Below are 25,954 nucleotides of genomic sequence, written 5' to 3' on the forward strand. Positions count from 1 at the left end.
CATGAGATACCCGTTTTCACGGATATGACATCATTCTTGCTCGTTATAGTAAAAGAAGTTAAATTTAGGTCCTTCTATCCAATATTTCTGCAAGTTCATATATTATATTCTGTCTTTGGTAGGGCTTTTTGATGTAGGTGACAATGCCAAGTGTGAATGCTCTTTCAATTTCGGCATTATCTGAAGAGCCAGTCTGGAGGATCACTGGAATTTTAGCGAGCTCTGGATCCTGCTTGATTTCAGCAAGTACATTTAAGCCATAAATATCGGGCATCATTAAATCGAGTAAAATTAAATCTATTTCCTTAGAATGTTCTTTTAAATACTCAAGGCCAGCATAACCGCCCTCTGCTTTATGGAGATTATAGCCACTTCCAAAAAGCAGTAATTCCATACTCATTAAGCAGGCATCTTCATCATCTATAATCAAAATATTAGCTGATTTAGTAGTTTGCATAACAGGTTTAGTTGGTATTTTGACATTATTTTCGGCAATAATATGATGGCCATCCATCTGTTTGGCCTGTGATACTGGGATAATAAAGTTAAAAGTAGTGCCCGAGCCTTCATTATTTTCTGCCCAAATTTCACCATGATGCGCGTCGATAATTTCTTTACAGATAGCAAGGCCAAGACCGGTTCCTCCTGCTTTAGTTTTGGTCTTACTGCTTTGGACAAATACCTCAAAGATAGTATATAATTCATTTTCAGGAATGCCAATTCCTTCATCTTTAATGGCAAAATGATAGGCTTCAGATTTATTTTGATCATCATAGGTAATTTCAGAAAGCTTTAGCGAAACAGTGATGGTAGAATTATTTGGGCTGAATTTGATGCTATTAACAAATAAATTACGAAGCACCTGCCCAATTCTTTCTTTGTCCGCTAGGATAAAGGCATCTTTTAAAGGAGTGAAATTAATTTGCAGCTGCTTACCATTGATATATAGGGTTTGAGCTTCGTCAATCATCTCAAGTATGATGAGATTTAAGTCTATTTTCTTTAAATCCATAAGCATCTTACCTGCTTCGAATTTGGAAAGATCAAGGAGATGGCTAAGTAATGAAGAAAGACGAGTGGCATTGCTTGCAATTCGAATTGCTAACTCATATTTTCGCTCATCATTAAACTCTTGCCAGTGTTCAACGAGTGAGGTTGAAATCACAGTGAAACCTTGCATCGGCGTTCTAATCTCATGACTCATGTTATTTAAGAACTCTGTCTTGGCGGTTAGTGCTTGCTGCAGTTCTGCAGTACGCTCTTCAACTTTTTGTTCTAGAGATTCATTAATATTTTTTACTTGATTATGAGCCTCTGCTAGTTGCATATGTAGCAAGTTTTCTCTTTTAAAAGCATCTTTAACCATTTCTAAAGCTTCTGCCAAATTAGCAATCTCATGGCTTCCTTGTTTTGGTATATCAATATTAAAGTTACCTTCAGAAAGAGATCTAGTATGTGTTGATAATAGGGTTATAGGGGTAATTATTTGTCTACGAAAAATATATAATATAACTAAAAATAGTACCCCTAAAGAAAGTGTTTTAATAAATTGAGGAATAATTAATTTATTGAATTCTTGCTGCATATCTTCACTATCTTCTCCTACTAATATCAAGTAATTATAGGGATAGAATTTTTTATAATATCTATAGATGACACTTCCATATTTGACTTCACAGCCCAACTCTCCAAAATCATGAATTAAAGGTTTGCATTTCTGAAATTCTTGAATTAAATCATGAACCACCACTTGGTTAAAAGAGCTAGTAATGAGCTGTAAATTTGAAGTTAAAATAACAAATTTACTCTCCTTAAATGCCAAAGACCGTTTAATTTTATTCTTCAATTTTTCAATGTTAAAACCAACAGCAATAATACCTAAAAACTTTTTATTTCTATCAGTTATACCATAACCTCCTGGTAAAATATGCTCTCCACTCACAATGCCAATATCCGGATTAGCTATATGTAATTGCCACGGGTGAATTCGGGCTTCTTTTATCCAAGGCCGCCTAATATAACTAACTGAAAGCGGTTTAGGAATTACGCCAGCAGTGCTTGCGATAGCATAGTTTTCAGAATTTACAAATTCAAATAAAGTCCAAGGGAGGATATCTTCTTTTATTTTGTCAGTGTCGATAGTAGTAAGTAAAACTGATACTACTGATTTTGCATCAGTCTTTTCTCCGGCAGCAATTCTAATTCCAATTAGCCTAACAAAATTAGCAGTATATGTAAAAGTTTCTTCTAAAGATTCATTTATCTTAGTAGCTTCTATAGAATATTTACGATTTCTAGCCTTTTCTAAATCATTATAAGTTGCCCACATAAACCATATTAAGGTAATACCTATTACTATTACAATAACAATAGCAAAGAAAAGATATTCTCTTGGTAAAGATAACCTTCTATATATTTTCAACTCATAAACTCTATTATAAACATAATATTACTAATATTATAACATAGGTAAAAATGAATTCAAATAATTTAAACTATTAATATTTTTTAAACTATTATATAACTAAAATCTCATATCATAAGGGATAAATTTATGATTTAAACCTGATGTTTGATCTTCAAGTTCTAATAATTCGGGTAATTGAGAATATTCTAATAAATTCTCCCAGGGGCTATTGTTTTTATTCTGTATTATAGCATCAATAAGGTAATAAACTATTTCCCTTACTATTTCATGTGCTAATCTTTTTGGGAAAAGAACATTATTTTTTCCTTCGTCATTCTTAGTAATTTTGTAGAAAGCACGGTGACAAGCCTCCAGTCGAGAAGTTAATGCTCCTCCTAGGGTAAGTGGTTGTCCGGGAACAAAAAATACTCCTTTGCCATGCAAGTAATTTACTATATTCAATCCTTCTCTACCCAGAGGTAAAGCTATATTATGAGCAGCTATAAATAAAGTACCCGATGGAATCAGATCATAATTTGAATTTTCTATTTCTCTCCCTATAGTAGTTGCAATTATAATACCTTTTTGATTAAGTGCTTCATCCGTATATTTACCTTCTACTGAAGATATAACTTCCCAAGTTGCTGGTATAACTTGATATCCTCCACCAACTAATTCTATTATTTGATCATTTATTTTAACTTCTAAAATATCATTAGTAAGGGTAATAACTTTAAACGTATCTTGATCCTGAATACTATAAGTTTTAATTTTAAGTTGTTCTAAATCAGAAGCTGTATTAATTCTAAATATTTTTTCTAATTTATATTGAAGGTCTGCTACTCTAACATTCAAAAGATTAATTTCTTTAAAATGCTGTAGGATAACTGCACCTAGAGCACCTGCAGAACCTATAAAAGTGACTTTTGTTTCTGGATCTAAATTAGAAAGTCCATTATCTATACATGCTTCTAATCCTGCTAAAATTCCTGTAACTGTATAAGCCACTTTACCACTACATCCTCCTGCCTTAGCATTAATACATAAGACTTGAGGGGTAAATTTATTAAGTAAATCAGCTATTTGAGCAAATCTTCCAAAATCTGGCGTAAGATTTATATTTCCTTTGATAAGCGCTACTTTTTGTAAAATATTTCCTTCAAGATCAATTTGGTCATATGTTTCTAAACCATTTAAAAATTTACCTATTTCTTTAAATATTTTTTCACTGATCTCATTAAATTGTGGATTATTTATATCTTTTAATATAGATTCTATTTGTTCACTATGAGGTAAAATAATACATCTAGCACCTTTAATGTTTAATTCTAGATATTCCTCAGGAACTTTATAACCTATTTCAATGTCATTTTGTAATTCATTATGAGCTTTTAATTCTCTTAGTACTTTAAATGTTAAAGGATCAATTAATTTGTTTAAACAACCTTCTCTTATAGCTCTGTTAATAATAGTATGTTTTATATGACTTTCAGCTAAAGCCAGAAAATTGACAGATTTGATTGCCCTTTTTGAACTTTCTATTTTATTGCCCAAATATTTTCCTAGCCTCGTTCCTCCATAAGCAAAATCTTTTCTAAGTGAAAAAGGTAAATGCTCTGAAGAAATATAATCATTATCACTATCCAAAAAAGATAAGTTTTGTATAAGTTGTGATCCTGCCCAACACGCAATATAAACACTTGCTATACCATTGACTTCAATTCTATAGGTAAGCATTTTTTCAGAAAAATAGCCATCGTGGTTTAACATATTTATTACTATATTTTATTAAATTACTTTATAAATATTTACTAATATATCAGTGAATAAAAATCAATAGAAATTTAATACTATAATATACTGCAATATTTTTATAATAAAAAATATAAGCTTTTGCTGAACAATATATAGAAAAGTAATTTTCTATAATATTTGAAATACCGAATGAAAAGCTACGCATTCAAAAAGTTAACTTTTTTCCAACACACTTTCAATTTCAGCCATTATATCCTGTTTTTGGTAGGGTTTTTTGATATAGGTGAAAATGCCAAGTTCAAAAGCTCTCTCGATTTCTGCATTATCTGAAGAGCCAGTCTGGAGTATTACTGGAATTTTAGCGAGCTCCGGATCTTTTTTGATTTCAGCAAGTACATTTAAGCCATAAATATCTGGCATCATTAAATCGAGTAAAATTATATCTATTTCCTTAAAATGTTCTTTCAAATATTCTAGACCAGCGTATCCTCCAGCGGCTTTATATAAATTATAGTTACTGCCAAAGAGCAATAATTCCATACTCATTAAACAAGTATCTTCATCATCTATCATTAAAATGTTAGCAGTTTGAGTAGCAGGTTTAGCGGATATTTCTGCATCATTTTCCACAATGATTTTATATTCCTCCATTGGTTTAGCTTGCGATACTGGAATAATAAAGTGAAAAGCCGCTCCCTTATCCACATTATCTTCTTTAAGATAAAATTGTGCATCTTCCTCTTGTATTATTAAAAAATCTAGAGCTTGATCATATGATGTATTATCAATTACTATACCATCATGCAAATGATTTTTCCCATAAATTATATAATAATCTGACCCTTCTTGTCCTTCAATATATGTATTATTCTTTATTAAGAATGTATCACTGATATTGGAACCATAATAAAAATTAAGAGATTTATCTATATTTTGTGTATTTATGGTAATTAATGTATTTAAATAATAATGTTTACTCTCTACCAAAGAATTTAATTTATTTCTTATAAAGTTAAGTGATGATATAATATTATTATCTTGTGCCAACAATTCGCCCTTAATATACCATTGTTGTTTATCAATGTGCCCAGGGATAGACGGAGATAGGGTAATATTTTCCATCTTTAACTGATAATTTTGAGTACCATTTGTTAAATAATTATGGAAAAGAATTTTATGCTTATAAAATTTTTCATTTAATACTATTTCCATATAATTACTTTTAGCAAAATATTTTATATCACTATTTGGCAAAATATTGAAAATAGATGCATTAAAATATACCGTTCCTTGCATATCTATAGTCAATTAAGTTGAGAATGGCATAGAGAAGCCATAATCAATAGCATCGCTAAGGTTATTAAAATTAGTAATGATAGGTTTGATTTTAGCTTTTAAATGAGCCCAATATTTTTCAATTGGGTTGAGATCAGGAGAGTAAGGTGGTAAGAATAAAAGTTTACAGCCTATATCTTCTATTAAATTCCTAGTTCTAGCTGACTTATGGAACGTTGCATTATCAAGTATTACAACTTGACCAAATCTTAGTTCGGGCACCAAACACTGACTAACCCACTCGTTAAAAACTTCTGTATTACATGTGCCCTTGAAACACATTGGCGCAATAATTTTCTTCCCAACCTTACCTGCAATAAAGCTTTCTCAATCATGTTTTTTACCTGAGATATCACCATAAACTTTACTTCCTCTGAGACTGTATCCCCAAGAATAGTACAAATAGCTATCAATTCCACTCTCATCAATATAAACTATATCTTCCGCTTTATAGTTTGCGATAGCTGCCAAAAATAATTGCCGTTTTGCTTCATCCCGTTCACGATAGAGTGTGGTCTTTTTTTTCGTGTGATCCCCAAAGTCTTGAATGCCAAACAGATAGCAGCTGTAGACACATTAAAAACCTTTGCAAAATCAGATAATAGCCAATTGCTGTTTTTAGACACCTCGTTTAATAATTTGATTGGATCAAGCTTCTTCCATGGCTTAGCTGCTCGTGTGGCTGCTAAATTCCCGGATTTCGATCTCGATAACCATCTATAAATTGTTCTTTCACCTATGCCAAAAATTCTTGCAGCTTCTTCTCTGGTATAACCTTTATTAACATAGTGAATTACTTTTTTACGTAAATCTAAGGAATATGCCATTGCTTCTACTGTTTTGGGTTTATGAGCTTTTTAATATATCATATATCATGTCTTTATCAACTTAATTTACTATATTGTATCATATGGGATCTTTGCTTACCTTGATTCATAATGGTATATAAATTTGCTTTACCTGATTTAATAATATTTTCTATGGTAGCCACCGAATGCTCGGATGCTTGACGATTATTATACACAAGTGTAGCTGCTTCAACAGTATCTTGAGTTACTGTATTACTGACTTCCTCGCTAGTCATATAATGCGCTATTTTACTCATTACATCCTTTCCTAGAAATATACCATGACAAGTAGCAGCAGGCATTAAAGCCAGTAAACCACTAAAAGTCTCATGCATACTCTTGTTTCCTTTTTGGTATTTTGCAGCTAGTCTTTTAAGTTCCTTATATAAATCATCAGAAATTTCTTCCTTAATTTCATTAGTTAATTTGGCTCCAGTTGCAACTAGTATCTTCATTTTATCACCAGCGTAACGGTAACTCTTAGAAGCATAATATAAAGGAGTTTCGCCATTCTTGTCTAGAATGTCTATCTCAGCTCCATTCTCTAATAGCAATTTCATTGCTGCTTCTTCTGTATGCGCTATAGCATAATGCAAAGGTGAGCGCCTACTATGTATAAATTCTACATAATTACCTCTATTTATCACTCTCTTCTTAGTTTTGATATAGAATTTCTTAATCTCAGCATATAAAGAGTTGGTGATATTATTAACTTCAGCATCAATATTAGCACCTTTGTCTATAAGAAGTTTCATTACTTCTCTCTCATTTTTCTCAACAGCAATACATAAAGGTGTTTTACCGTAAGGATCCCTGGCGTTTATATTTGCCCCCTTATTAATTAATAATTCTGCAATTTCTAGATAACCATGTTCAGTTGCAATGTGTAAAGCTGTCCTACCCAGTTTATCTCTAACCTCTATCTGATTATTTATCCCTAGTTTCTTCTTAATTTTCATGTAAAAATTCTTTAGAGCAATAGGTAAAAAATTTATCATACTATTCTCTTCAACACCTATATTATTCTCTCTTGTAAGGAGCAATTCTACCCTTGCTCTATCCTTAGCTGCAACTGCATAATGCAAAGGAGTCATTCCCCATTTCTTTAAAAGTTTTAAATTAACATTTTGCTCTATATCGAGCGAATTATTTTTCATGATTTTCCTTTTACACTTAATTAAAAATTAATATCTTTATTAGATTTTTTACAATTATATTAATATTTTATGAAAATTATAACATAAAAATGTTTACTATTTATTAATTTTCTAATTTTTTATATAGTAAATTAAGTTGTATTTGAGACGAGGAGCGATAAAGCAAAGCCTCAAAATAGTAGTAGAGCTTTGCGCTAACTGAGTTCGCAAGTTCAAGTCAATTTACTATAGGCTTCACTTCTTGCTCTTTGCATCTAATTACGGTATGGTTTTACTATGAGATTGTGAGCAAAATCAATGAAATTGATACGACTTTTAGTAAGAAAGAAAAATGATTTAATAAATTATAAAAATGGTATTAAGTATTTATAAATGTAAATGAACTTTAATATTTGTTATTTTTGATACAGAAAATAAGCTTAGTTACAATATGTTACATATATTTTATGTTGAAAATAATATTTTAAGAGCATCATGTTAACAGGAGAGAGTACCTTTAGCAAAGCTAGATTGAAGCAAAAAATTATATGTAAAGTAGAGAAATAAAGAATAATCATAGAATTATCTTAAAAGTTTATTGATTATGATGTAATATAATTAAGAATTATATATCTTATGATATAAATAATAGAATTGAGCCTAATTATGATATATACATTGCAACAGGATAATAAAAAATCATGGTACAAAGCTTAGAGAGTATTTATATGATATTGAAGAAATAGTTGAAATTGGGCCAGGATCAGATCATACAATAATTCATAAAACTATTCCTTTATTAAATTATGCGAAGTCGTTGAAACGTTATTATGCTGTAGATCATTCAAAACTTTATTTAGATAATGCATGTACTTTTCTAAAAAAAAATACATCTAATGTAGATATAATAGGTATTGAAGCTGATTTAATGTCACTGGCTAATTTAAAATCCTTACACCAGGATGATTGTAGGAAATGTATATTATTTCTAGGAGGAACAATAGGGAATTTTTCTTTTACATTACAAGTACAGGCCTTAAGACAGATTTTTCAATTAATGAATATTGAAGATAAATTTATTCTAGTAGTTGATACTAATCAAGATGAAAAAACTTTACTAAAATCATATGATAATGTCTATTTATACGAATTAGTAAAAGGAGTCTTAAAATATTTTACCCAAATTAATCCTGAGTTTGAAAACTATATTGATTTTTTTAAGGTATGTTGTGTATGGAATAAAAATTTAAACTTAATAGATATATATTTTCAAGCTACTCAAGATATGAGCTTTGAAATGACAAATTATGGTAAAATTTTTATAAGTAAAGGGCAAGAATGTAGGGGGATTGTATCAAGAAAAACACCTTTGAAGATTATTAAGGAATTATTATCGAAGATAGGGTTTAATATATTAGATATATTAAATGATAATAGTAATCTACAGTTAATAATATGTCAAAAACCTCAAAAATAATTTTTGGTAATATTAATTTAATTACACTTTCTCAAAGTATTGTTAAAAAATATGGGGCGTCTTATCATACATTTGCGCTTTTTGGTGTCATTAATTATCCTTTAACTTATTTATATGAAGCATATTTTATTAAAAATACTGAAGGATTAATACTAAGATTAGTTTCAACACTCTTATGCTTCATTTTATTGTTAAATAAGTATTGGCCCAAGAAACTCAAAGCTTTTTTGCCTTTATATTGGTATATGGTTATTATATTTACAGTTCCTTTCTTAACCACCTATCTATTATTAAAAGATAATTTTTCCCTAGGGTGGTTAATTAATTTTAATATTGGTGTAATGATTGTGATATTATTGTTAGATTCTCTTACCTTTGTAGTGATAGAAGCTATAGGAATTATTTTGGGTTTTGTGTTTTTTTATAGTTTGGGAAATAAAATAGATAGCTGGCCCACTGATTATAATACAGCATTATTTTTATACATGTTTATATGTACAGTAATACTTGGTACTATATTTTCTAAAAATAAGGAAATTTTTAATCATTTTAAAGAAAAAACTTTAAGTGAACTAAACAAGCGGCTAGAAGCTAAGGTTGAACATAGAACTATAGAATTAGAAAAAGCCTTAGCAGTGAAGACTGAATTTCTCAATAATATGAGTCATGAGATACGTACGCCAATACAAGGGTTAACTACTATTTCTGAGGCTTTGGTAAAATATTGGCAAAAATTTGATGAGAAAAAGAAATTTGAATTGGCCAGACAAATATTTAAAAACTCTAAGAGACTAACTTCGTTGGTAGGAAGTTTACTTGATCTTGCTAAAATTAATGCTGGCAAAATATTACTTGATTTACAAAAATTAGAAATATAGTAAATTAAGTTGATAAAGACATGATATATGATATATTAAAAAGCTCATAAACCCAAAACAGTAGAAGCAATGGCATATTCCTTAGATTTACGTAAAAAAGTAATTCACTATGTTAATAAAGGTTATACCAGAGAAGAAGCTGCAAGAATTTTTGGCATAGGTGAAAGAACAATTTATAGATGGTTATCGAGATCGAAATCCGGGAATTTAGCAGCCACACGAGCAGCTAAGCCATGGAAGAAGCTTGATCCAATCAAATTATTAAACGAGGTGTCTAAAAACAGCAATTGGCTATTATCTGATTTTGCAAAGGTTTTTAATGTGTCTACAGCTGCTATCTGTTTGGCATTCAAGACTTTGGGGATCACACGAAAAAAAAGACCACACTCTATCGTGAACGGGATGAAGCAAAACGGCAATTATTTTTGGCAGCTATCGCAAACTATAAAGCGGAAGATATAGTTTATATTGATGAGAGTGGAATTGATAGCTATTTGTACTATTCTTGGGGATACAGTCTCAGAGGAAGTAAAGTTTATGGTGATATCTCAGGTAAAAAACATGATTGAGAAAGCTTTATTGCAGGTAAGGTTGGGAAGAAAATTATTGCGCCAATGTGTTTCAAGGGCACATGTAATACAGAAGTTTTTAACGAGTGGGTTAGTCAGTGTTTGGTGCCCGAACTAAGATTTGGTCAAGTTGTAATACTTGATAATGCAACGTTCCATAAGTCAGCTAGAACTAGGAATTTAATAGAAGATATAGGCTGTAAACTTTTATTCTTACCACCTTACTCTCCTGATCTCAACCCAATTGAAAAATATTGGGCTCATTTAAAAGCTAAAATCAAACCTATCATTACTAATTTTAATAACCTTAGCGATGCTATTGATTATGGCTTCTCTATGCCATTCTCAACTTAATTGACTATAATTTGAATATTTGGCCATGAATTTTAAATTCAAAAAATATTTTGGCAATATCATGATATTCAGGGATCCAATGAAAGTCCCACGCTTGATCTGTAGATGAGCTGAAAGAATTGGTGGGATGTAAATGGAATATAGCATTATTTTTATAATAGAAGCCTATAATATTTACTAATTCATAATTTATTTTTTCCAAATTCTCTGTTTGTTTTAATGTAGGTTGCTTACTTATAATAATTTTAGCATTTATAGGTGAGTATAATTTTAAAGGTTCAGAAAATGTTAATTTAAAATAATAATTTCCTATATTAGCTGATAAGTTTTCAATAGGGGATAAATAATTATTATATGTAGAGTTGGTATTTAATTGTGTATATACATATTCTTCGCGTGCAGTAGAAATGATTTTCATGGTAATCCATAAATGATATAATTCATTTGTTTTAGGTATAAATGAAAAATATAGTTGGTCTTGGGATTTTAATGGGACGGGGTATAAATGATGATAATCGGTAAAGCTACTATTAATTACATATGCGTGTAATTTGGGACCATGTATTGGTTCAATAGAATCCATTGATATGGGTAGATTGTTAGTGCTTTGTAAAAGTTTAAAAGTGATTTCCTTATTTTTGAAGCTCGATATTTTATCATTAGTTGATAACTGAACTTTAAGCAAATTAGAATGATATAAAAGATTTGGTTGATGTAATTCTTTTAATGATTGGACTGTAAGTTCTTCGTTTAAGCTTTTATCGTTAGCATAAGCTATGAAGCTAGCTATATTTAACAAAATAATTGCAGGTAAAAGTAAAATATTAATCATAATGTAACCTATATAAAATAATTATGTATTTTGGTTTTGGCAATTTGTATATAATTATTATTTAAATTGCTAAAGCCTTAATATATTTTCGTGCTCAATTTCATGTATACATTTAGATAAAGCTTGTTCTTCACGTTTAATATTCTCTATATTGGTGCCAGTTAGTAAGATTTCTGCTCCCTCATAATTTAAAAAGTCAACGGGCTTTACTGGTATAAACTTATAATCTTTAAATATATTTTGTAATTTATTAGGATAAAGGGCCTTTTGATTTGCAGAAAGTCCTTGTTTGCTTGGTGAATAACTATTAGGGTTTTTGACATGTATAATAAAATCACCGTATTGCATAATACCAAATTTTTTTATATCTTTTCTCTCAGAAGAGCTTGTAAGTGTATAAAATAAATGGGTATGATTGTGATGATCAGATATGATGTAGGATCCTTCTGAAATTAATTTTGCTGCGGGCAAGGTACGCTTTCCTTTTGTATGTGTAAAATAAGTTTTTTCTTCAAAATCTTCCATAAAAGCTTCTAAGCTAGATTCAATTTTGTTAACAAAAGCAAAATGATGCTCTTTATTATTAGGTAATTTTTTTTTACCAACCACTAATACTATCAATTGCTTTTCTGTTTCTGGTTTTAAAACTATGAAAAAATGTTGTATATCGTCCCCACTACTCTTGGGGTGTGTTTCAACTTTAGGGCGATAAATAAAATAAATAATACCTTTTTGTAAAATTGAATATTGATACATACCCTACTCCTTATAATAAATAGTTGAATTTTTAAGTTATAAAGTTTTTGTTTTAGAGTTTGTATAATTAAGAATTAAGTTAATAGAATTTTTTAGTTGGCCCCCTACACATTAGCTATCGCATATTGATAAAGCATATATTATTATAATTCATCTATATGTGTAAGGAGTCAAGTATAATATTAATTAAATATAAAGTTTTTGCGTATTTTAAACTAAAATGTAAATAATTGAGTTAATAACTATTATAATATTTCTAAAAATACATGTGTTCTGTATATAAAATCAAGCTGATTATACTATACTCAGATAAAAAAGTTCACTATGGGACTGTTAACAAAATATTGCTAATAAAGACTTTATTATATGTAGAAAGTGAACATAAATTAAAAAACTATATACCATTAAAGCTAAATATATAATATACATTGCATATACGTTGTGATTATATATAATGAAGAGCACTTATAGCTAATTAACTTATTTTTGCCTCGTAATATGTTAACTATTTTGTATTACATAATATGAATAAGGCTAGCTATAGAAGTATATATTAATATTGTAGAATTAACAGTGTGATTAACTTACTATCTTTATATAAAACTACTAATTTAGAAAGCAATATTAGACCGGTACTAAATAAAATATCTAAGAATGGCGATGTAGTATTTGCTATTGCTATTTTTGGCATATTATTTGTTTTATTATTTCCAGTAATACCATCTATTTTAGATATATTGCTAGCTTTTTCGATTGCTATATCGGTATTAGTACTTTTAACAAGTATGTTTATCCACAGACCTCTTGAATTTAGTGTTTTTCCTACAATACTGCTTGTTACTGCGCTAATTAGGCTATCACTTAACATTGCTTCCACTAGGTTAATACTTTCAAATGGTAATAATGGTAAAGCTGCTGCAGGGCATGTTATAGAAGCTTTTGGTAATTTTGTTATGGAAGGTAATGTAATAATAGGTGTCATTGTTTTTATAATACTAACTATTATTAATTTTGTGGTGATTACTAAAGGATCGGGGCGTATTGCAGAAGTAGCTGCACGTTTTAGTTTGGACGCTATGCCTGGTAAGCAAATGGCTATAGATGCAGATTTAGCAGCTGGATTAATAAATGAGTCAACAGCTAAAACACGCCGTAAGGAACTTGAAGATGAAAGTACCTTTTTTGGGGCTATGGACGGTGCCAATAAATTTGTTCGTGGTGATGCTATTGCTGGATTACTTATTACCTTTATTAATTTTATTGCTGGCATTGTTATTGGTATTGTACAAAATAATATGTCTTTTCAACAAGCTTTAGATACCTATACAACTTTGACTATTGGTGATGGCTTAGTTGCACAAATTCCTGCTTTAATAATTTCTCTTTCTGCGGGTCTATTGGTATCAAAATCTGGTAATGTAGGTTCTACTGAAAAAATTATATATACGCAGCTTGCTAAAATTAGACCACTTGCATTATGTAGCGTTTTAACGTTTTTTATGGCTATAATGCCTGGGTTGCCTTATGCTCCTTTTTTACTAATTTCAATTTTAAGTGGTACTACGGCATGGATGTTAAAAGAAATAAAGAAAGAAGCTAAAACTGTTGCAGAGAAAAGTTCTAATAAGGATTCTGCAGGAGTAGAGAGCAATGATAATGATCAAACCGCTACTCAAGATGAGCCTATTTCTGCAATGTTACAATTGGATATCGTAAGTATAGAACTCGGATATGCTTTATTGCCACTTACTTCCTATAAAAATAATCGTCTTACTGACCAAATAAAAGCGTTGCGCAAGCAAATGGCTAAAGATTTAGGTTTTGTTATACCATCTGTACGTATACAGGATAATTTACAGTTAGATAACAATCGTTACAGTATCAAAATCAAAGAGATTGAATGTGCAGGTGGTGAAATTAAGCCTAATATGCTTCTAATTATGGATCCTAAGGGAGAAGAAATTTCAATAGATGGTGAAAATACACGTGAACCAGCATTTGGTTTGCCTGCAAAATGGATAGATGAGTCAAAACAAGAGGAAGCTATCTTTAAAGGATATACTGTTGTAGATCCACCTACGGTTATTACAACTCATTTTACAGAAATTATAAAGGAAAATATAACTGAGCTGCTATCATTTAGCGAAACACAAAAATTAATTGATAGTATAGCTGATTCTCATAAAAAGCTTATTAGTGATACAGTACCTGTACAAATTAGTGTAAGTAGTTTACAAAGAGTGTTACAGTCTCTACTCTCAGAAATGGTCTCTATTAGAGATTTACCTACAATTTTAGAGGCTATAGCAGAAATAGCTAAAGTTGCTAATAATAATATAATTCAAATTACTGAGCATGTACGTACTCGTCTTGCTAGGCAATTAAGTTATGCTCATACTAATAATGAGGGATATATACCAGCTATTACCCTTTCTCCAATGTGGGAACAAGCTTTTATGGAGAGTTTGGTAAGTAATGCAAATTCAGAAAAGCAATTGGCAATGGCTCCGAGTAGATTACAAGAATTTGTTAGTACTGTACGGAAAACATATGAAGAACAAATTATTAAAGGTTCTATACCTATACTACTTGTAAGTAGTCCTATACGTCCTTATGTAAGGTCGGTAGTTGAAAGAATTAAGCCGTCTGTAGTAGTATTATCTCAGAGTGAAATATATCCTAAAACCAATATTAACGTTTTAGCACAAGTATAAAATTCATACTGTAATTATTAAATTTCTTTGACTATATATTTGTTATGAAGTACATCTAAAGTTTTTTGATTTGAATTATGAATTGTTTATTGTGGCCCCAGGAAATATTATAGATGAAGTAAAAATATATGAAAAAGTGTATTACTATTTTACGTTCTATTGTTTTTGATACTTATTGGGTATTGTGGACTTTATTTGTTGCAATTATAGGTCTACCTTTATTAATGTATAAGCCTATTATTGTAGCTCGTATAAATCGTTTATGGGCGATTGGTTCTTTATTTGGTTTAAGGCTAATATATAATTTAAATTTTGAGGTACGTGGATTAGAATACTTACCTAAAAATCAACCTTATATTATTGCTTCAAAGCATCAATCTACATATGAAGTTATTATTTTTCATGCTATCATAAAAGAATATCCTGTGTATGTACTAAAAAGAGAATTGACTAGGATACCTTTGTATGGGTTATACTTATTACGTACTGGTATGATTGTAATCAACCGCTTACGTCGTATGGAAGCTCTTAAGCAGCTTATGGCGCAGGCAAAACAAAGATTATCTGAAAATCGTCCTATTATTATTTTTCCTGAAGGTACCAGGACAAGTGTAGGTACAATAACTAATTATCATTCTGGCATAAGCTTGTTATATGAAAAAAATAATGTGGTTGTGGTTCCAGCAGCTCTCAATACAGGGGTTTTTTGGCCTAAAAATAGTTTTTTAAAAAAATCTGGTACCTGTGTAATTGAATTTTTACCTCCGATTCTGCCAGGTCTAAGTAAGGAAGAATTTATACATATTTTGAAGGAAAGAATTGAAGCTAAATCTAAGGAATTGCTTAATATTTAATGCACATATCGAAAAATATATTACTATAAACTATAATAATTTGTTAAAAAACTTTCTATGATAAGCTTTTTAATTTATTATGGTATAAATAATTTTAAATAATAATAAGTTTAGCATGTATGTATAATTATACTACTAGGTCGTTAAAAATTACTGTTTCTCCTCAGTATCAGGATGAGTTATCTTCACCCTTAGATAACTACTATGTGTGGTCTTATAATATTTTTATTGAAAACTATGGAATAGAGACAGTACAATTATTAAGTAGGTATTGGCGTATTATTGACTCAGATGGTAATATTCAGGAAGTTTCTGGGGATGGAGTAATTGGACAACAACCTTTGATTCATCCTAATGAATATTTTGAATATACAAGCCATGCTACGCTCAAAACTTCTTCAGGTATCATGCTAGGTTGTTATAATATGATTATTCCTAGTACTCAAGAATCTTTTGAGGTTATCATACCTGCCTTTTCTTTAGATAACCCATATGAAAAAATGAGCATAAATTAACTAAGAATTTAATAAATCTTCACATATAGTAAATTGATTTGAATCTGGGACGCGGTTAACTCAAAGCTCTCCTACTATATTTGTAGGCTTCGCTTATCGCTCCTAGTCGCAAATACAACTTAATTTGCTATATATAAAATTTTAATATATAGGAGGTAACGTGCAATTACCTAGATTTATAAAATATTCGGTGATATTTTTTGCTTGCATTATAATTATACTACTAATAATACCATTTTTTATTCCCTTAGATTCTTATAAGCAACTTGCTGTTAATAAGGTTAAAGAGGCTACAGGTAGAGAATTACAGATTAATGGGCCTATTGCACTTTCATTATTGCCCGTTCCAACTATTAAAATCAAAGATGTATCTCTTGCATCAATCGCTGGCGCAGAAAACGACTCTTTGCTCAAAGTAAGCAAAATATCTGCATCTGTTTCAATATTATCCTTATTAAAAGGTAATTTAGATATTTCCTCAATTATTATTAACGATCCAATCCTTAATCTAGAGCGCACAAAAAATGGCGCATCCTCCTGGGAATTTATTAAAACGGAAGCTAATGCTAATAGCAATGTACCTAGTACGCAGTCTAATGAAGGTAGTACTTCCACCAATTTATCTATTGGTTTAATCGAGATTGCTAACGGTCAGTTAAACTATCTTGACTCTACTAGCGCAAATAATGCTCCAATAACAATTTATATTGATAATTTAGCGATTAAAAATTTACATGGACCAGATAATATACGTGCAGAATTACATTCTACTGGTAAAAACTATAGTATATCTGGCAATATACACGAAAAAGAAGGTATTATCGCTATCAAAATGAATTTAGAGGCTTTTAAAGAAAAAGCTACTATTATAGGAGATTTAAAACGTGATAATATGAATTTTATAGGCCAATTTAATTTACAGGGTAATGCTAAGAATTTAGAAGATATTTTACCTAATATTAAAATTATAGGTGCTAGAGATTACACGATTACCAGTAATATTAATGCAAGTCAAAAATTACTTTCCTTGAATGAGATTAGCTTAAAATCAGGTAATATAGTGGCAAATGGTGGTGGTAGCTTTTCTACAGAAAATGGTAAGATTAATCTACAAGTTGAGTTAAATCCAGGTAATATAAACCTAACCCTCACTTCTGGTACTCCTACCTCTAATAATGTGATTAGTGAAAAATTATCTGTGAAGGCTAATGCACTAAAACCTCTACTTGATGAACTTGCTATCGATATTAAAGAGGTTCCAGCTTCCTTATTAAATAAAGCATTTATTTTAATTACAGATTTAGGATACTCAGAGCAAAATTTATCCTTGAATAATATTAGCCTAAACATTGATAAAGCCAATTTAAAAGGTGATTTAGGAATAAAAGATTGGAACAAAAATATGTCGGCTAACTATAATTTACAAATTGATAACCCCGAAATTTTTGCTAATCTTTTTGCAGTTAATTTACCAATTAATCTGGGCGGTGTATCAATAAAAGGATCTTCTACCAAAGAACAGGACTTTATTAATACAAATACTACCTTACTACTTGCTGGATCTTCAAGTAATATACAAGGAAATGTAGGTTTTAAAAAATCTATTATTCCTAATTTAACTATTGAAAGTATAGGTAATAGCTTAGGTAATCTTATTGCTCAATTGACGAAATCATCATCTAATAGTGACTTAGGAAAATATTCGTTATTAGCAAAAATTGATGGAGATGTAGCTCACTCAATAAAAATTGATATCAATAAGTTTGATGTTAATTTAAAAAATAGCCCAATGAATTTGAAGGGCATTGTAAATATAGATTTAGCAAATAATAAACCAAAAATCTCATCAGATATCCAGATTGGTTCTATAAATCTTAGTAATACTTCTAGTTCTGCACCAAGATCTACCTACACTCAAAGCGCTGCAAGCTCTAGTAGTAGCAGTATATCACCATGGTCTAATGAGAAAATAGATTTAGCATCTTTGAAAAAATTTGATGCTGATATAAATTTAAATATTAAACAAATCATAAAAGATAATTTAATATTTGATACCATACAAACTACCCTCTCGTTATCAAATGGTAATCTAGGTATTAAATCTTTACGTGGTAAATTATTTGGCGGGTCTCTAGAAGGAAATGGGCAAATTTCGGCTGATGGACCTGCTAATTTAAAGGTTAATCTACAGCAAGCTAGTTTAAAAAATATTACAGGTCAAAAAGGTACGTTTAAAATTCTTAATGGGATAGTTAATTTAACAGCAGACCTTAAAACTACTGGACATACCCAAAGGCAGTATGTGAATAACTTGAGTGGAAATGTTAATTTAACTGCAAACTCAGGCACAATTTCTGGTTTTGATTTACAAAAAATTCTGAATCTTATCCAAAGTATCAAAAACCCTACTGAAATATTACAAATTTTTGACAAGTCATTTTCAGGTGGAGATACTCAGTTTAATGACCTAACCATATCAGCTGAGATAAAGAACGGTATTGCTCACATCAGTAGCAGTAAGTTAAATGCAGGTAGAATAGAAGCAGCAACATCTGGAAATGTTAATCTGCCAAGCTATACATGTGATATAAACAGTATAATCAATTTAGATAGTAAAAAATCTTATCCTCCTTTTACTGTACATTTTTATGGTAATTTAAATAATGTTCAACATAAAGTGATGTTAAAAGATCTACAACAATATTTAATAAATAATGTCTTAAAAGGCATTATAAAAGGCCAAAATCCTTTAGATATAATTAAAAACCTTGGTAAAAATCAAGAATCAGAACCAGAAGAAGGGGGAAACCAGAGTAATCCTGTTGATGATTTAATAGGAAAGGGCATTAAAGGGTTAATGAAAAAAATACATTAGTGCTCTTTTTAAACAATGTTTGTTTTATTGTAAAAAATGTATAACATTGTTTTTTATAACTTGTGTTTTGTAACAATAAGCTATATAGTAAATTAAGTTATATTTAGAACTAGGCTAAGAATAAAGCGCAGTCTACAAATAGTAGGAGGGCTTTGAGCTAACTGCGTCCTCAAGTTCAAATCAATTTACTATATTATATAAAAAATATGGACAATAGATATTCAACTCCGCAAATTTATTTACATTGGATAGGATTTCTTCTGATTGTTCTAGCTTATAGTTAGTATAGAACTAAGAGTGTTTTTTGAAAAAGGTCTTCCATTCCGAACTTATATGGTAATATCTCATTTTAGTTTTGGCTTTTTAGTATGTATCTTCATGATAGTAAGGCTTTTTCTCTTCATTAAAAATCCTGTTCCTGAAATCATACCAGCTCCTCCAAAATTACAACTATATCTTGGAAGAACTGTACATATATTGCTCTATATGCTCTTTATTGCTTTACCAACCATTGCATTAATTGCAAAATATATAAAAGGAATGGAGTGGTATATTTTGGGTATCTCCATGCCCATTACAAAAATCCCTAATCAAGATTTATCTAAATTACTGATTGGATGGCATAAAACCATTTCAGTATTAGGATATTGGCTTGTTGGCACTCATGCACTTGCTGCGCTAATTCACCATTATATCTTCAAGGATAACACTTTAGTTAGAATGTTATTCTTAAAAAAGCATAAAATTTAATTTTATTTGAAACTATATTGCATTTCGTGATTTTACATCTGTCATTTTATCCTCTCTTTATTTGTTTATTTTATCTTTTATATTTAAACTTAAAGTATCAATAATCGTCTAAATATTTTTGCCAGTTTCTTAGGTTGTGTGAAGTTTTCTAAAGTAGAAATAGGTTGAAGGGGTTGAAAATAAATAGATGAGTTGTAGTGTGATGTTAGGTTCTGTGAAGGTTTCTCAACAACTGTTTTCTTAGCACTTTTTGGCTGCAAAAAAAGCTTTTATTGCTTGAAATATATTAATATTCCTTCGAATAAAAGCTATTTTTTCGCTCAAAAATTTGCTAAAAACCATATTTTTTAGAAAACTTCACAGAACCTAGGAAAAACTCAAACAAACTACCGAGATGAAGTATTATCTAAAAACCAGTGATTGGAAACAAATTTATTATCAATGAATCAAAAGAAAAGATATAAGGTCAAATAATCAAAGGAAACTAAGAAAATTTATAGAGGCCATATGGTATATGGCTAGAAGTGGCTGCCAATGGAGATTATTACCGAAGTATTATGGATCATGGCGTGCTGTACATTTAAGATTCAAGTCATAGTCAAAGCAAAGGATTTGGGAAGATTTATTCAAATCTTTTCAAAAATGTCCTGATTTAGAAGTTGTGATGATAGATTCAACGATAGTAAAATCGCATGCTTATAGTGCTGGTCTAAGTAAAGATAGTAGAGAAAAAGAAGCTTTGGGAAGAAATAAAGGTGGTTTTACCACCAAAATACATACCTTAGTTGATGGGCTTGGAAATCCTCTAAAATTTATTGTAACGCCTGGCCAAAAGAATGATATTACCCAAGCAGAAGCCTTAACCTCTGATATAAAAAAGAGAATAGTGGTTGCTAATGCTAAAATCAAAGCATTTTATCTAGATGATTTTGCTTAAATTTTTTTCTATAACATAGTTGATTCAAATCAAGAAACTATAGCATCTCTTACAATTTTTTGTCTGAGAGTAGTACAATTCATAGGTTTTACTCCTCATTCCTTATATCAAACTTGAACTGTTTTTACTATATATTAGTTTTTGGTAACCATAATTAAAAATTCCTTATTTCCTTCCATACCAGTAATAGGGCTTTCTATAACTTCTTGTACACACCATCCATTTTGTTCATTAAACCAAGATTTAATACGATTAATAACAATTTGATGTAAATGAGCATCACGTACAATTCCTCCTTTACCAACTTCATCTTTAGCTACTTCAAACTGCGGTTTAATTAATGCAACTAATGTAGCTTGTTCCTTTGTTAATTTCATTGCGGCGTAAATTACTGTTGTTAATCCAATAAAACTTGCATCACATACTATTAAGTCCACTAGCTCAGGAATATGAGATGAAGTTAAATAACGCGCGTTTGTTCTTTCTAATAAATGTATTTTAGAATTATTTCTTAGCCGCCAATCAATTTCTCCATAAGCAACATCCACAGCATATACTTTATTTGCTCCATATTCTAATAATACTTGGGTAAATCCCCCTGTAGAACAACCAATATCTATAGCTATCATATTTTTGATCTCAAGATTAAAAATTTTTAATGCATGATCCAATTTGATTGCAGCACGTGAAACCCACTTATGATTTTTTGGCAGTTTTAACGTCAAATTAATGTCATCATAATATATACCACCAATTTTATTTAAGCATTTACCTTCATCTGTATAAACATATCCAGCCATTACTAATGCTAAAGCTGACTTCTCATCTTGAGCTAACCCTCTATTAATTAATATGTCAGATAATTTTTTTTTCATAACGTTTTTAAGCCTTTAGATTTTATCTAGAAATTATCCTATATATTTATATATAACTTTCTATCAATTTATTAATTTTTTCAAAGTAACTCTAAAAATTAATAAAATTCAAATCTATATTATGTTTACCATGTAATATCAATACATAAATATATAGATGGACTATTTTACTTTTATACAATTTATATATATAATAAAGGAATCCATTAGGATTGTTAAAAAATAAATAAGGTAGTTAACATGTCTACTCCAGATGATAACTTTACAAAGTTATCCAATAACCCTATAGAAGATTTATCTGGTATCGCTAAAGAGTCTGAAGATAAAACAGAGAATCTTAACCTATTATCCCAAGATGAAGCTATAAAACTCATACAGAATATGATAAATTCTGAGGATGAAAATAAAATATTGGCAAATTATCACTTCCATAATTTAGATTTAACCTCTATAGATCTAAGTACAAACTATATTATGTTTGACCAATGTTCGTTTAATGGCACAAAAGTTAATAGAAAAAGTTTTGAATATTTAATAAATTTAGCTCGCAGTGGAAAGGTTAACATTGAAGGTATTAACGTATCAAACACTGACTTATCAAAAAAGCATGTTGATAGGATAAATTTAGGGTTATCTGCTTATGTTCCTGTAAAAGCTAGTGGTACTAATTTGACTAATGCCAATTTTTCTAGATCTCAGCTAGAAGGTATGGAATTTAATAATTGTATCTTAGTAAATAGTAATTTTAGTGGAAGTAACGTAAAAAACGCCAGTTTTCATGAAGCAAACGTTGACATGGCAAATTTCAAAGGCAGTAATATTACCCCAGAACAAATAAGCGAAACAGAAAATTTTACAACAATCCGCCTAGATAATGCAGATTATATAAAATTTGCATTAATCATTTTAAAACAAAAGGCTGAAAAACTAAAAAAGAGTTTAGTGGTACAAAAAATAATGCATAAACTTAAATTTACGATTGCAAACGTTTTTTCAGACCATGATATGGATAATCAACTTGGTAAACAAGCTAGAAAAATTTTAGAGGAAAGAAAAGAAAAATCTTTATCTAATTCCCCTAAGAAACGTTAAGTTGTGTTTATACACGGACTTAGGGATATAGTAAGTTAAGTTGTATTTGAGACTAAGGCAGATAGAGCGAAGCCTAGAGATAGTAGGAGAACTTTGAGTTAACCGCGTCCGCAAGTTCAAATCAATTTACTATATAATAATATTTTAACCATCAATAGGTTATATTTTGAATCATAATAAAAATATTATTTTACGTCTTAAGGATTTTTATTCTGGCGATACAGGACAAAAAAACTATAACTGTATTAGTAATGCAATTTCTACTTTCTGGCATAATATTAAAAACGAAAAAATTTTAGGTATAGGATATACTGCAATTTATCTTAAAAATTTTCTTAACAATGATATTATTTCAGCCAGTCCCTTTTATCCTGATACATATTCTAATACTTTAAAAGAATATATAATTGATCCTAATGCTAATTTTATAGACTGTGCTATCGAAGAAGATGTTCTACCTTTGGCTAATAATTCTATTAATAGAATTATACTTGTACATTATTTGGAATATTCCACCAATATTCATCTTCTTATGAAAGAAGTATGGCGAATTCTTTCTCCAGGTGGAAAATTACTTATTATAGTACCTAACAAATTTAGCATATTATCATATGTAGAAAAAGATTTCTTTAAAACTTGTAAATCATTTAGTATAGGACAATTATATAATTTACTATACGACCATATGTTTGTCCCTACCCATACTAGTTCAGCCCTATTTGGTGTACCTAATTTTTACTCCACATTATTACCATTTCATTCTATAATTGAAAATACAGGACAAAAATCTTTACTACCGTTTGGAGGATTATTATTAATGGAATCTACTAAACTGATGTATATATCTAAACGAAACCTTGCAAATAATTCAAAAAAATTTATATTCAACACACACAGTTTGGGTACTCAAAATAATCGTAATAATATTACTTAACCAAGCTTTTTGCAACGAGTATAAACACATATAGTAAAAGATAGTTGAATATTGATTACTTAGCTCAAATAGAGCGAAGATACAAACCTACAGTTAGCTCTACTCTCAGACAAAAAATTGTAAGAGAAGCTATAATATAAGATATATCTTTTATGTCATTACCGAAAAAGCGCTAACTAGTAGTGTTTCAGGCTCATGAGATACCCGTTTTCACGGGTATGACATCATTTCTTGCTCATTATTTCACTTTTTTGTCCGAGAGTAGGACTAATTGCTAGGTAAACATTGATCGACGCCATATGCAAATTCAAATGTTTTTACTATAAACTATAAGGCAAGTTAGGTACATATAAGTCAGATTAATATTGGATAAATATTGTTATAATGTTATAGTAACAAGTTACTATAGTAAATTGATTTGAATCCAGGACGCGGTTAACTCAAAGCTCTCCTACTATTTGTAGGGTTCGCTTATCGCTCCTCGTCCCAAATACAACTTAATTTACTATAGCTTAATTTATTAATTATATAATAATAGAAATTTTATGGTTTTTGTATGGATAAAATAGAAGCATATAGTTATTTATTTACTGATAGCCTTATGGGAGGATTGCTTATTACCATGCATAATAGCTTTGTTTTCTATGTTATGAAGGTGTTTGGAAATTATTCAGATAAATTAATGCTATTATTTGCAGTATTGGGTAGTATAGTAGCTATAAGTTTAAATTGGGTATTTGGATATGTATTAAGATATTGTGAGCAGACGGAATATGTAATTAGCCGTGGTGAGCTTTATGAAAAAATTAAAAAATACTTTAATATAGCTTCTTACTTATTGTTGTGTATTAGTTTTGTACCAGTAGGTGGTGCTATTATTACTACTTTGTGTGGGTTATTGAGGATATCTTTTATACGTACTGTTATACTAGGTGGCGCAAGCTATTTTGGTTATTATTATTTTCAATTAACATAAAATAATTTTCTTTTATTTTAAAAAAAATTACAAATGTTATGCAGAAAATTTTCTTCTGCATAACAATAAAATATAGTGTGTTAAAATTCTATATGTTGATTTGAACTTTCACCAGTCATAGGTACTGAAGGAGTGATATTCTGCTCCGTTACATGAAGAGTATGCTCTTCAACTTGTGCGGTCTCTGGCGTAATCTCTACAGGAGCTGGTGTTTCAGCTGTAGTAGCTTCTACAGGAGCTTGTATTTCAACTGGAGTAGGTTCTGGCATAGGAGGTGCAGTTATCTCAATTTTAGCAGTTGGCATAGGAGGCGGAGTAATTTTTATTTCAACATGGCCGGTAAATTGCATAGGATCTTGAGGAGTTATTGTATCACTTTGTTCAGCTTCTGGTGCTGTATCTATAACAGACAGTGTCTCAGTGCTAGTAGGCTCTGGTGAAGGATTTTCAGTAGTATCTTTATTATTTTCTTCGATTGCTGTTAGGAAAGTCTTTACCACCATAAGAGTAGATTCTTCCAGTGGCTGGGATTTTAGCTCTAAAATTTTGTTTTTAACATCGCTAAAAACATCTTCAATTTTTTCTATATCATTTTCTAATGAAGCAATTTCATTTGGTTGAGCTTTATCCAAAATATTATTGATAAAGTCTGCGAATATTGTTTTTATACTTATTGCAGAAAGCATTATAGACTGAAAATTCTCTTCAGCATGTGGTATTACATGGGTTGCAAAAATAGGTAAAATATTAGTTATAATATTTTCAAGTAATTTTATTGATTCTAGTGATGTCATAGTTAAGGATATTGAATTAAACTTATTTAATTCATGGGAGCTAAAATCATTTAAATCTTTAAATATATTATAATCTATATTTTCAGATTTTGTCATGGAATTTGTCAAAGTATTTAAATTACCCAAAACCATTTTTAGATGAAGAATCTTATTTATTGCTTGTATAGTCTTGCTTTTTAAAACATTATTTTTTTCTGCTGAAATATTTGCTTCTGTGTTGTTAAAATTGTCATTATTGGCTGTAGAATCAGTCATAAAGGACTCCTTTTTATTATAAAAACATACATTGAT

At 29.9% G+C, this 25,954-nt stretch carries 21 protein-coding genes and 2 pseudogenes; 13 read left to right on the forward strand and 10 right to left on the reverse strand.

Annotated elements, in window-relative coordinates; all coding sequences use genetic code 11:
- Positions 1-64 precede the first annotated feature (64 nt).
- The 6 genes from NOVO_00955 to NOVO_00980 form a co-directional block, all read right to left on the reverse strand.
- Positions 65-2,422 carry a Sensor histidine kinase gene (locus NOVO_00955; GenBank protein AIL64598.1) on the reverse strand — a complete coding sequence of 786 codons (2,358 nt, stop codon included), beginning with the start codon at positions 2,420-2,422 and terminating at the stop codon, positions 65-67.
- A 102-nt stretch (positions 2,423-2,524) separates the two neighbouring features.
- Complete coding sequence (locus NOVO_00960) at positions 2,525-4,177, reverse strand: hypothetical protein (protein AIL64599.1); 1,653 nt, start codon at positions 4,175-4,177, stop codon at positions 2,525-2,527.
- 198 nt (positions 4,178-4,375) lie between these two features.
- Entirely contained in the window at positions 4,376-5,458 is a 1,083-nt protein-coding gene (gene afsQ1_1 / locus NOVO_00965; protein AIL64600.1) for a Transcriptional regulatory protein AfsQ1, read from the reverse strand.
- 12 nt (positions 5,459-5,470) lie between these two features.
- Positions 5,471-5,779, reverse strand: a complete 309-nt coding sequence (locus NOVO_00970; protein ID AIL64601.1) for a hypothetical protein — start codon at positions 5,777-5,779, stop codon at positions 5,471-5,473.
- 152 nt (positions 5,780-5,931) lie between these two features.
- Positions 5,932-6,324 (reverse strand): Transposase, encoded by a 393-nt coding sequence (locus tag NOVO_00975; protein AIL64602.1) that lies wholly within the window; start codon positions 6,322-6,324, stop codon positions 5,932-5,934.
- 56 nt (positions 6,325-6,380) lie between these two features.
- A complete protein-coding gene (locus NOVO_00980) occupies positions 6,381-7,502 on the reverse strand; it encodes an Ankyrin repeat protein (GenBank protein AIL64603.1) in 1,122 nt (373 codons plus the stop codon).
- Between the two features lie 796 nt (positions 7,503-8,298).
- On the opposite strand from NOVO_00980, the gene NOVO_00985 reads away from it, so the two are divergent.
- The 4 genes from NOVO_00985 to NOVO_01000 all read left to right on the forward strand — a co-directional run bounded on the left by NOVO_00985 (position 8,299) and on the right by NOVO_01000 (position 10,759).
- A complete protein-coding gene (locus tag NOVO_00985) occupies positions 8,299-8,958 on the forward strand; it encodes a hypothetical protein (GenBank protein AIL64604.1) in 660 nt (219 codons plus the stop codon).
- Positions 8,937-9,836: a CAI-1 autoinducer sensor kinase/phosphatase CqsS gene (gene cqsS / locus NOVO_00990; GenBank protein AIL64605.1), complete on the forward strand. Its 900-nt coding sequence runs from the start codon at positions 8,937-8,939 to the stop codon at positions 9,834-9,836. Before NOVO_00985 ends, cqsS begins: the two co-directional genes overlap by 22 nt.
- A gap of 69 nt (positions 9,837-9,905) precedes the next feature.
- Positions 9,906-10,298 carry a Transposase gene (locus NOVO_00995; GenBank protein ID AIL64606.1) on the forward strand — a complete coding sequence of 131 codons (393 nt, stop codon included), beginning with the start codon at positions 9,906-9,908 and terminating at the stop codon, positions 10,296-10,298.
- A 152-nt stretch (positions 10,299-10,450) separates the two neighbouring features.
- Entirely contained in the window at positions 10,451-10,759 is a 309-nt protein-coding gene (locus tag NOVO_01000; GenBank protein AIL64607.1) for a hypothetical protein, read from the forward strand.
- Positions 10,760-10,763: 4 nt separating this feature from the next.
- On the opposite strand, the gene NOVO_01005 is transcribed toward NOVO_01000, so the two are convergent.
- Complete coding sequence (locus NOVO_01005) at positions 10,764-11,591, reverse strand: hypothetical protein (GenBank protein AIL64608.1); 828 nt, start codon at positions 11,589-11,591, stop codon at positions 10,764-10,766.
- Between the two features lie 69 nt (positions 11,592-11,660).
- On the reverse strand, positions 11,661-12,347 hold the full coding sequence (locus tag NOVO_01010) for a hypothetical protein (protein ID AIL64609.1): 687 nt from the start codon (positions 12,345-12,347) through the stop codon (positions 11,661-11,663).
- A 575-nt stretch (positions 12,348-12,922) separates the two neighbouring features.
- Between NOVO_01010 and flhA the strand changes: the two genes are divergently transcribed.
- The 6 genes and pseudogenes from flhA (at position 12,923) to NOVO_01040 (ending at position 20,917) form a co-directional block, all read left to right on the forward strand.
- Entirely contained in the window at positions 12,923-15,061 is a 2,139-nt protein-coding gene (flhA, locus tag NOVO_01015) for a Flagellar biosynthesis protein flhA (GenBank protein ID AIL64610.1), read from the forward strand.
- Positions 15,062-15,189: 128 nt separating this feature from the next.
- Positions 15,190-15,915: a 1-acyl-sn-glycerol-3-phosphate acyltransferase gene (locus NOVO_01020; GenBank protein AIL64611.1), complete on the forward strand. Its 726-nt coding sequence runs from the start codon at positions 15,190-15,192 to the stop codon at positions 15,913-15,915.
- 119 nt (positions 15,916-16,034) lie between these two features.
- Positions 16,035-16,430, forward strand: a complete 396-nt coding sequence (gene apaG / locus NOVO_01025) for a CO2+/MG2+ efflux protein ApaG (protein AIL64612.1) — start codon at positions 16,035-16,037, stop codon at positions 16,428-16,430.
- 160 nt (positions 16,431-16,590) lie between these two features.
- On the forward strand, positions 16,591-19,305 hold the full coding sequence (locus tag NOVO_01030; protein AIL64613.1) for a putative assembly protein: 2,715 nt from the start codon (positions 16,591-16,593) through the stop codon (positions 19,303-19,305).
- A 206-nt stretch (positions 19,306-19,511) separates the two neighbouring features.
- Positions 19,512-20,055: pseudogene (locus NOVO_01035) on the forward strand (Cytochrome b561 homolog 1; disrupted).
- Between the two features lie 457 nt (positions 20,056-20,512).
- A pseudogene (locus tag NOVO_01040) lies at positions 20,513-20,917 on the forward strand (transposase; disrupted).
- Between the two features lie 209 nt (positions 20,918-21,126).
- On the opposite strand, the gene tlyA reads toward NOVO_01040, so the two are convergent.
- Positions 21,127-21,867, reverse strand: coding sequence for a 16S/23S rRNA (cytidine-2'-O)-methyltransferase TlyA (tlyA, locus tag NOVO_01045; GenBank protein ID AIL64614.1), 741 nt, complete (start codon positions 21,865-21,867; stop codon positions 21,127-21,129).
- Between the two features lie 240 nt (positions 21,868-22,107).
- On the opposite strand from tlyA, the gene NOVO_01050 reads away from it, so the two are divergent.
- The 3 genes from NOVO_01050 (at position 22,108) to NOVO_01060 (ending at position 24,869) form a co-directional block, all read left to right on the forward strand.
- Positions 22,108-22,959, forward strand: coding sequence for a hypothetical protein (locus NOVO_01050; protein ID AIL64615.1), 852 nt, complete (start codon positions 22,108-22,110; stop codon positions 22,957-22,959).
- A gap of 166 nt (positions 22,960-23,125) precedes the next feature.
- Complete coding sequence (locus NOVO_01055; protein AIL64616.1) at positions 23,126-23,893, forward strand: SAM-dependent methyltransferase; 768 nt, start codon at positions 23,126-23,128, stop codon at positions 23,891-23,893.
- 556 nt (positions 23,894-24,449) lie between these two features.
- Positions 24,450-24,869, forward strand: coding sequence for a hypothetical protein (locus tag NOVO_01060; GenBank protein ID AIL64617.1), 420 nt, complete (start codon positions 24,450-24,452; stop codon positions 24,867-24,869).
- A gap of 80 nt (positions 24,870-24,949) precedes the next feature.
- Here NOVO_01060 and NOVO_01065 read toward each other — a convergent pair whose 3' ends face one another.
- Complete coding sequence (locus NOVO_01065) at positions 24,950-25,918, reverse strand: hypothetical protein (protein AIL64618.1); 969 nt, start codon at positions 25,916-25,918, stop codon at positions 24,950-24,952.
- Between the last annotated feature and the right edge of the window lie 36 nt (positions 25,919-25,954).

This window comes from Rickettsiales bacterium Ac37b (assembly GCA_000746585.2).
Classification (GTDB): domain Bacteria; phylum Pseudomonadota; class Alphaproteobacteria; order Rickettsiales; family Arcanibacteraceae; genus Ac37b.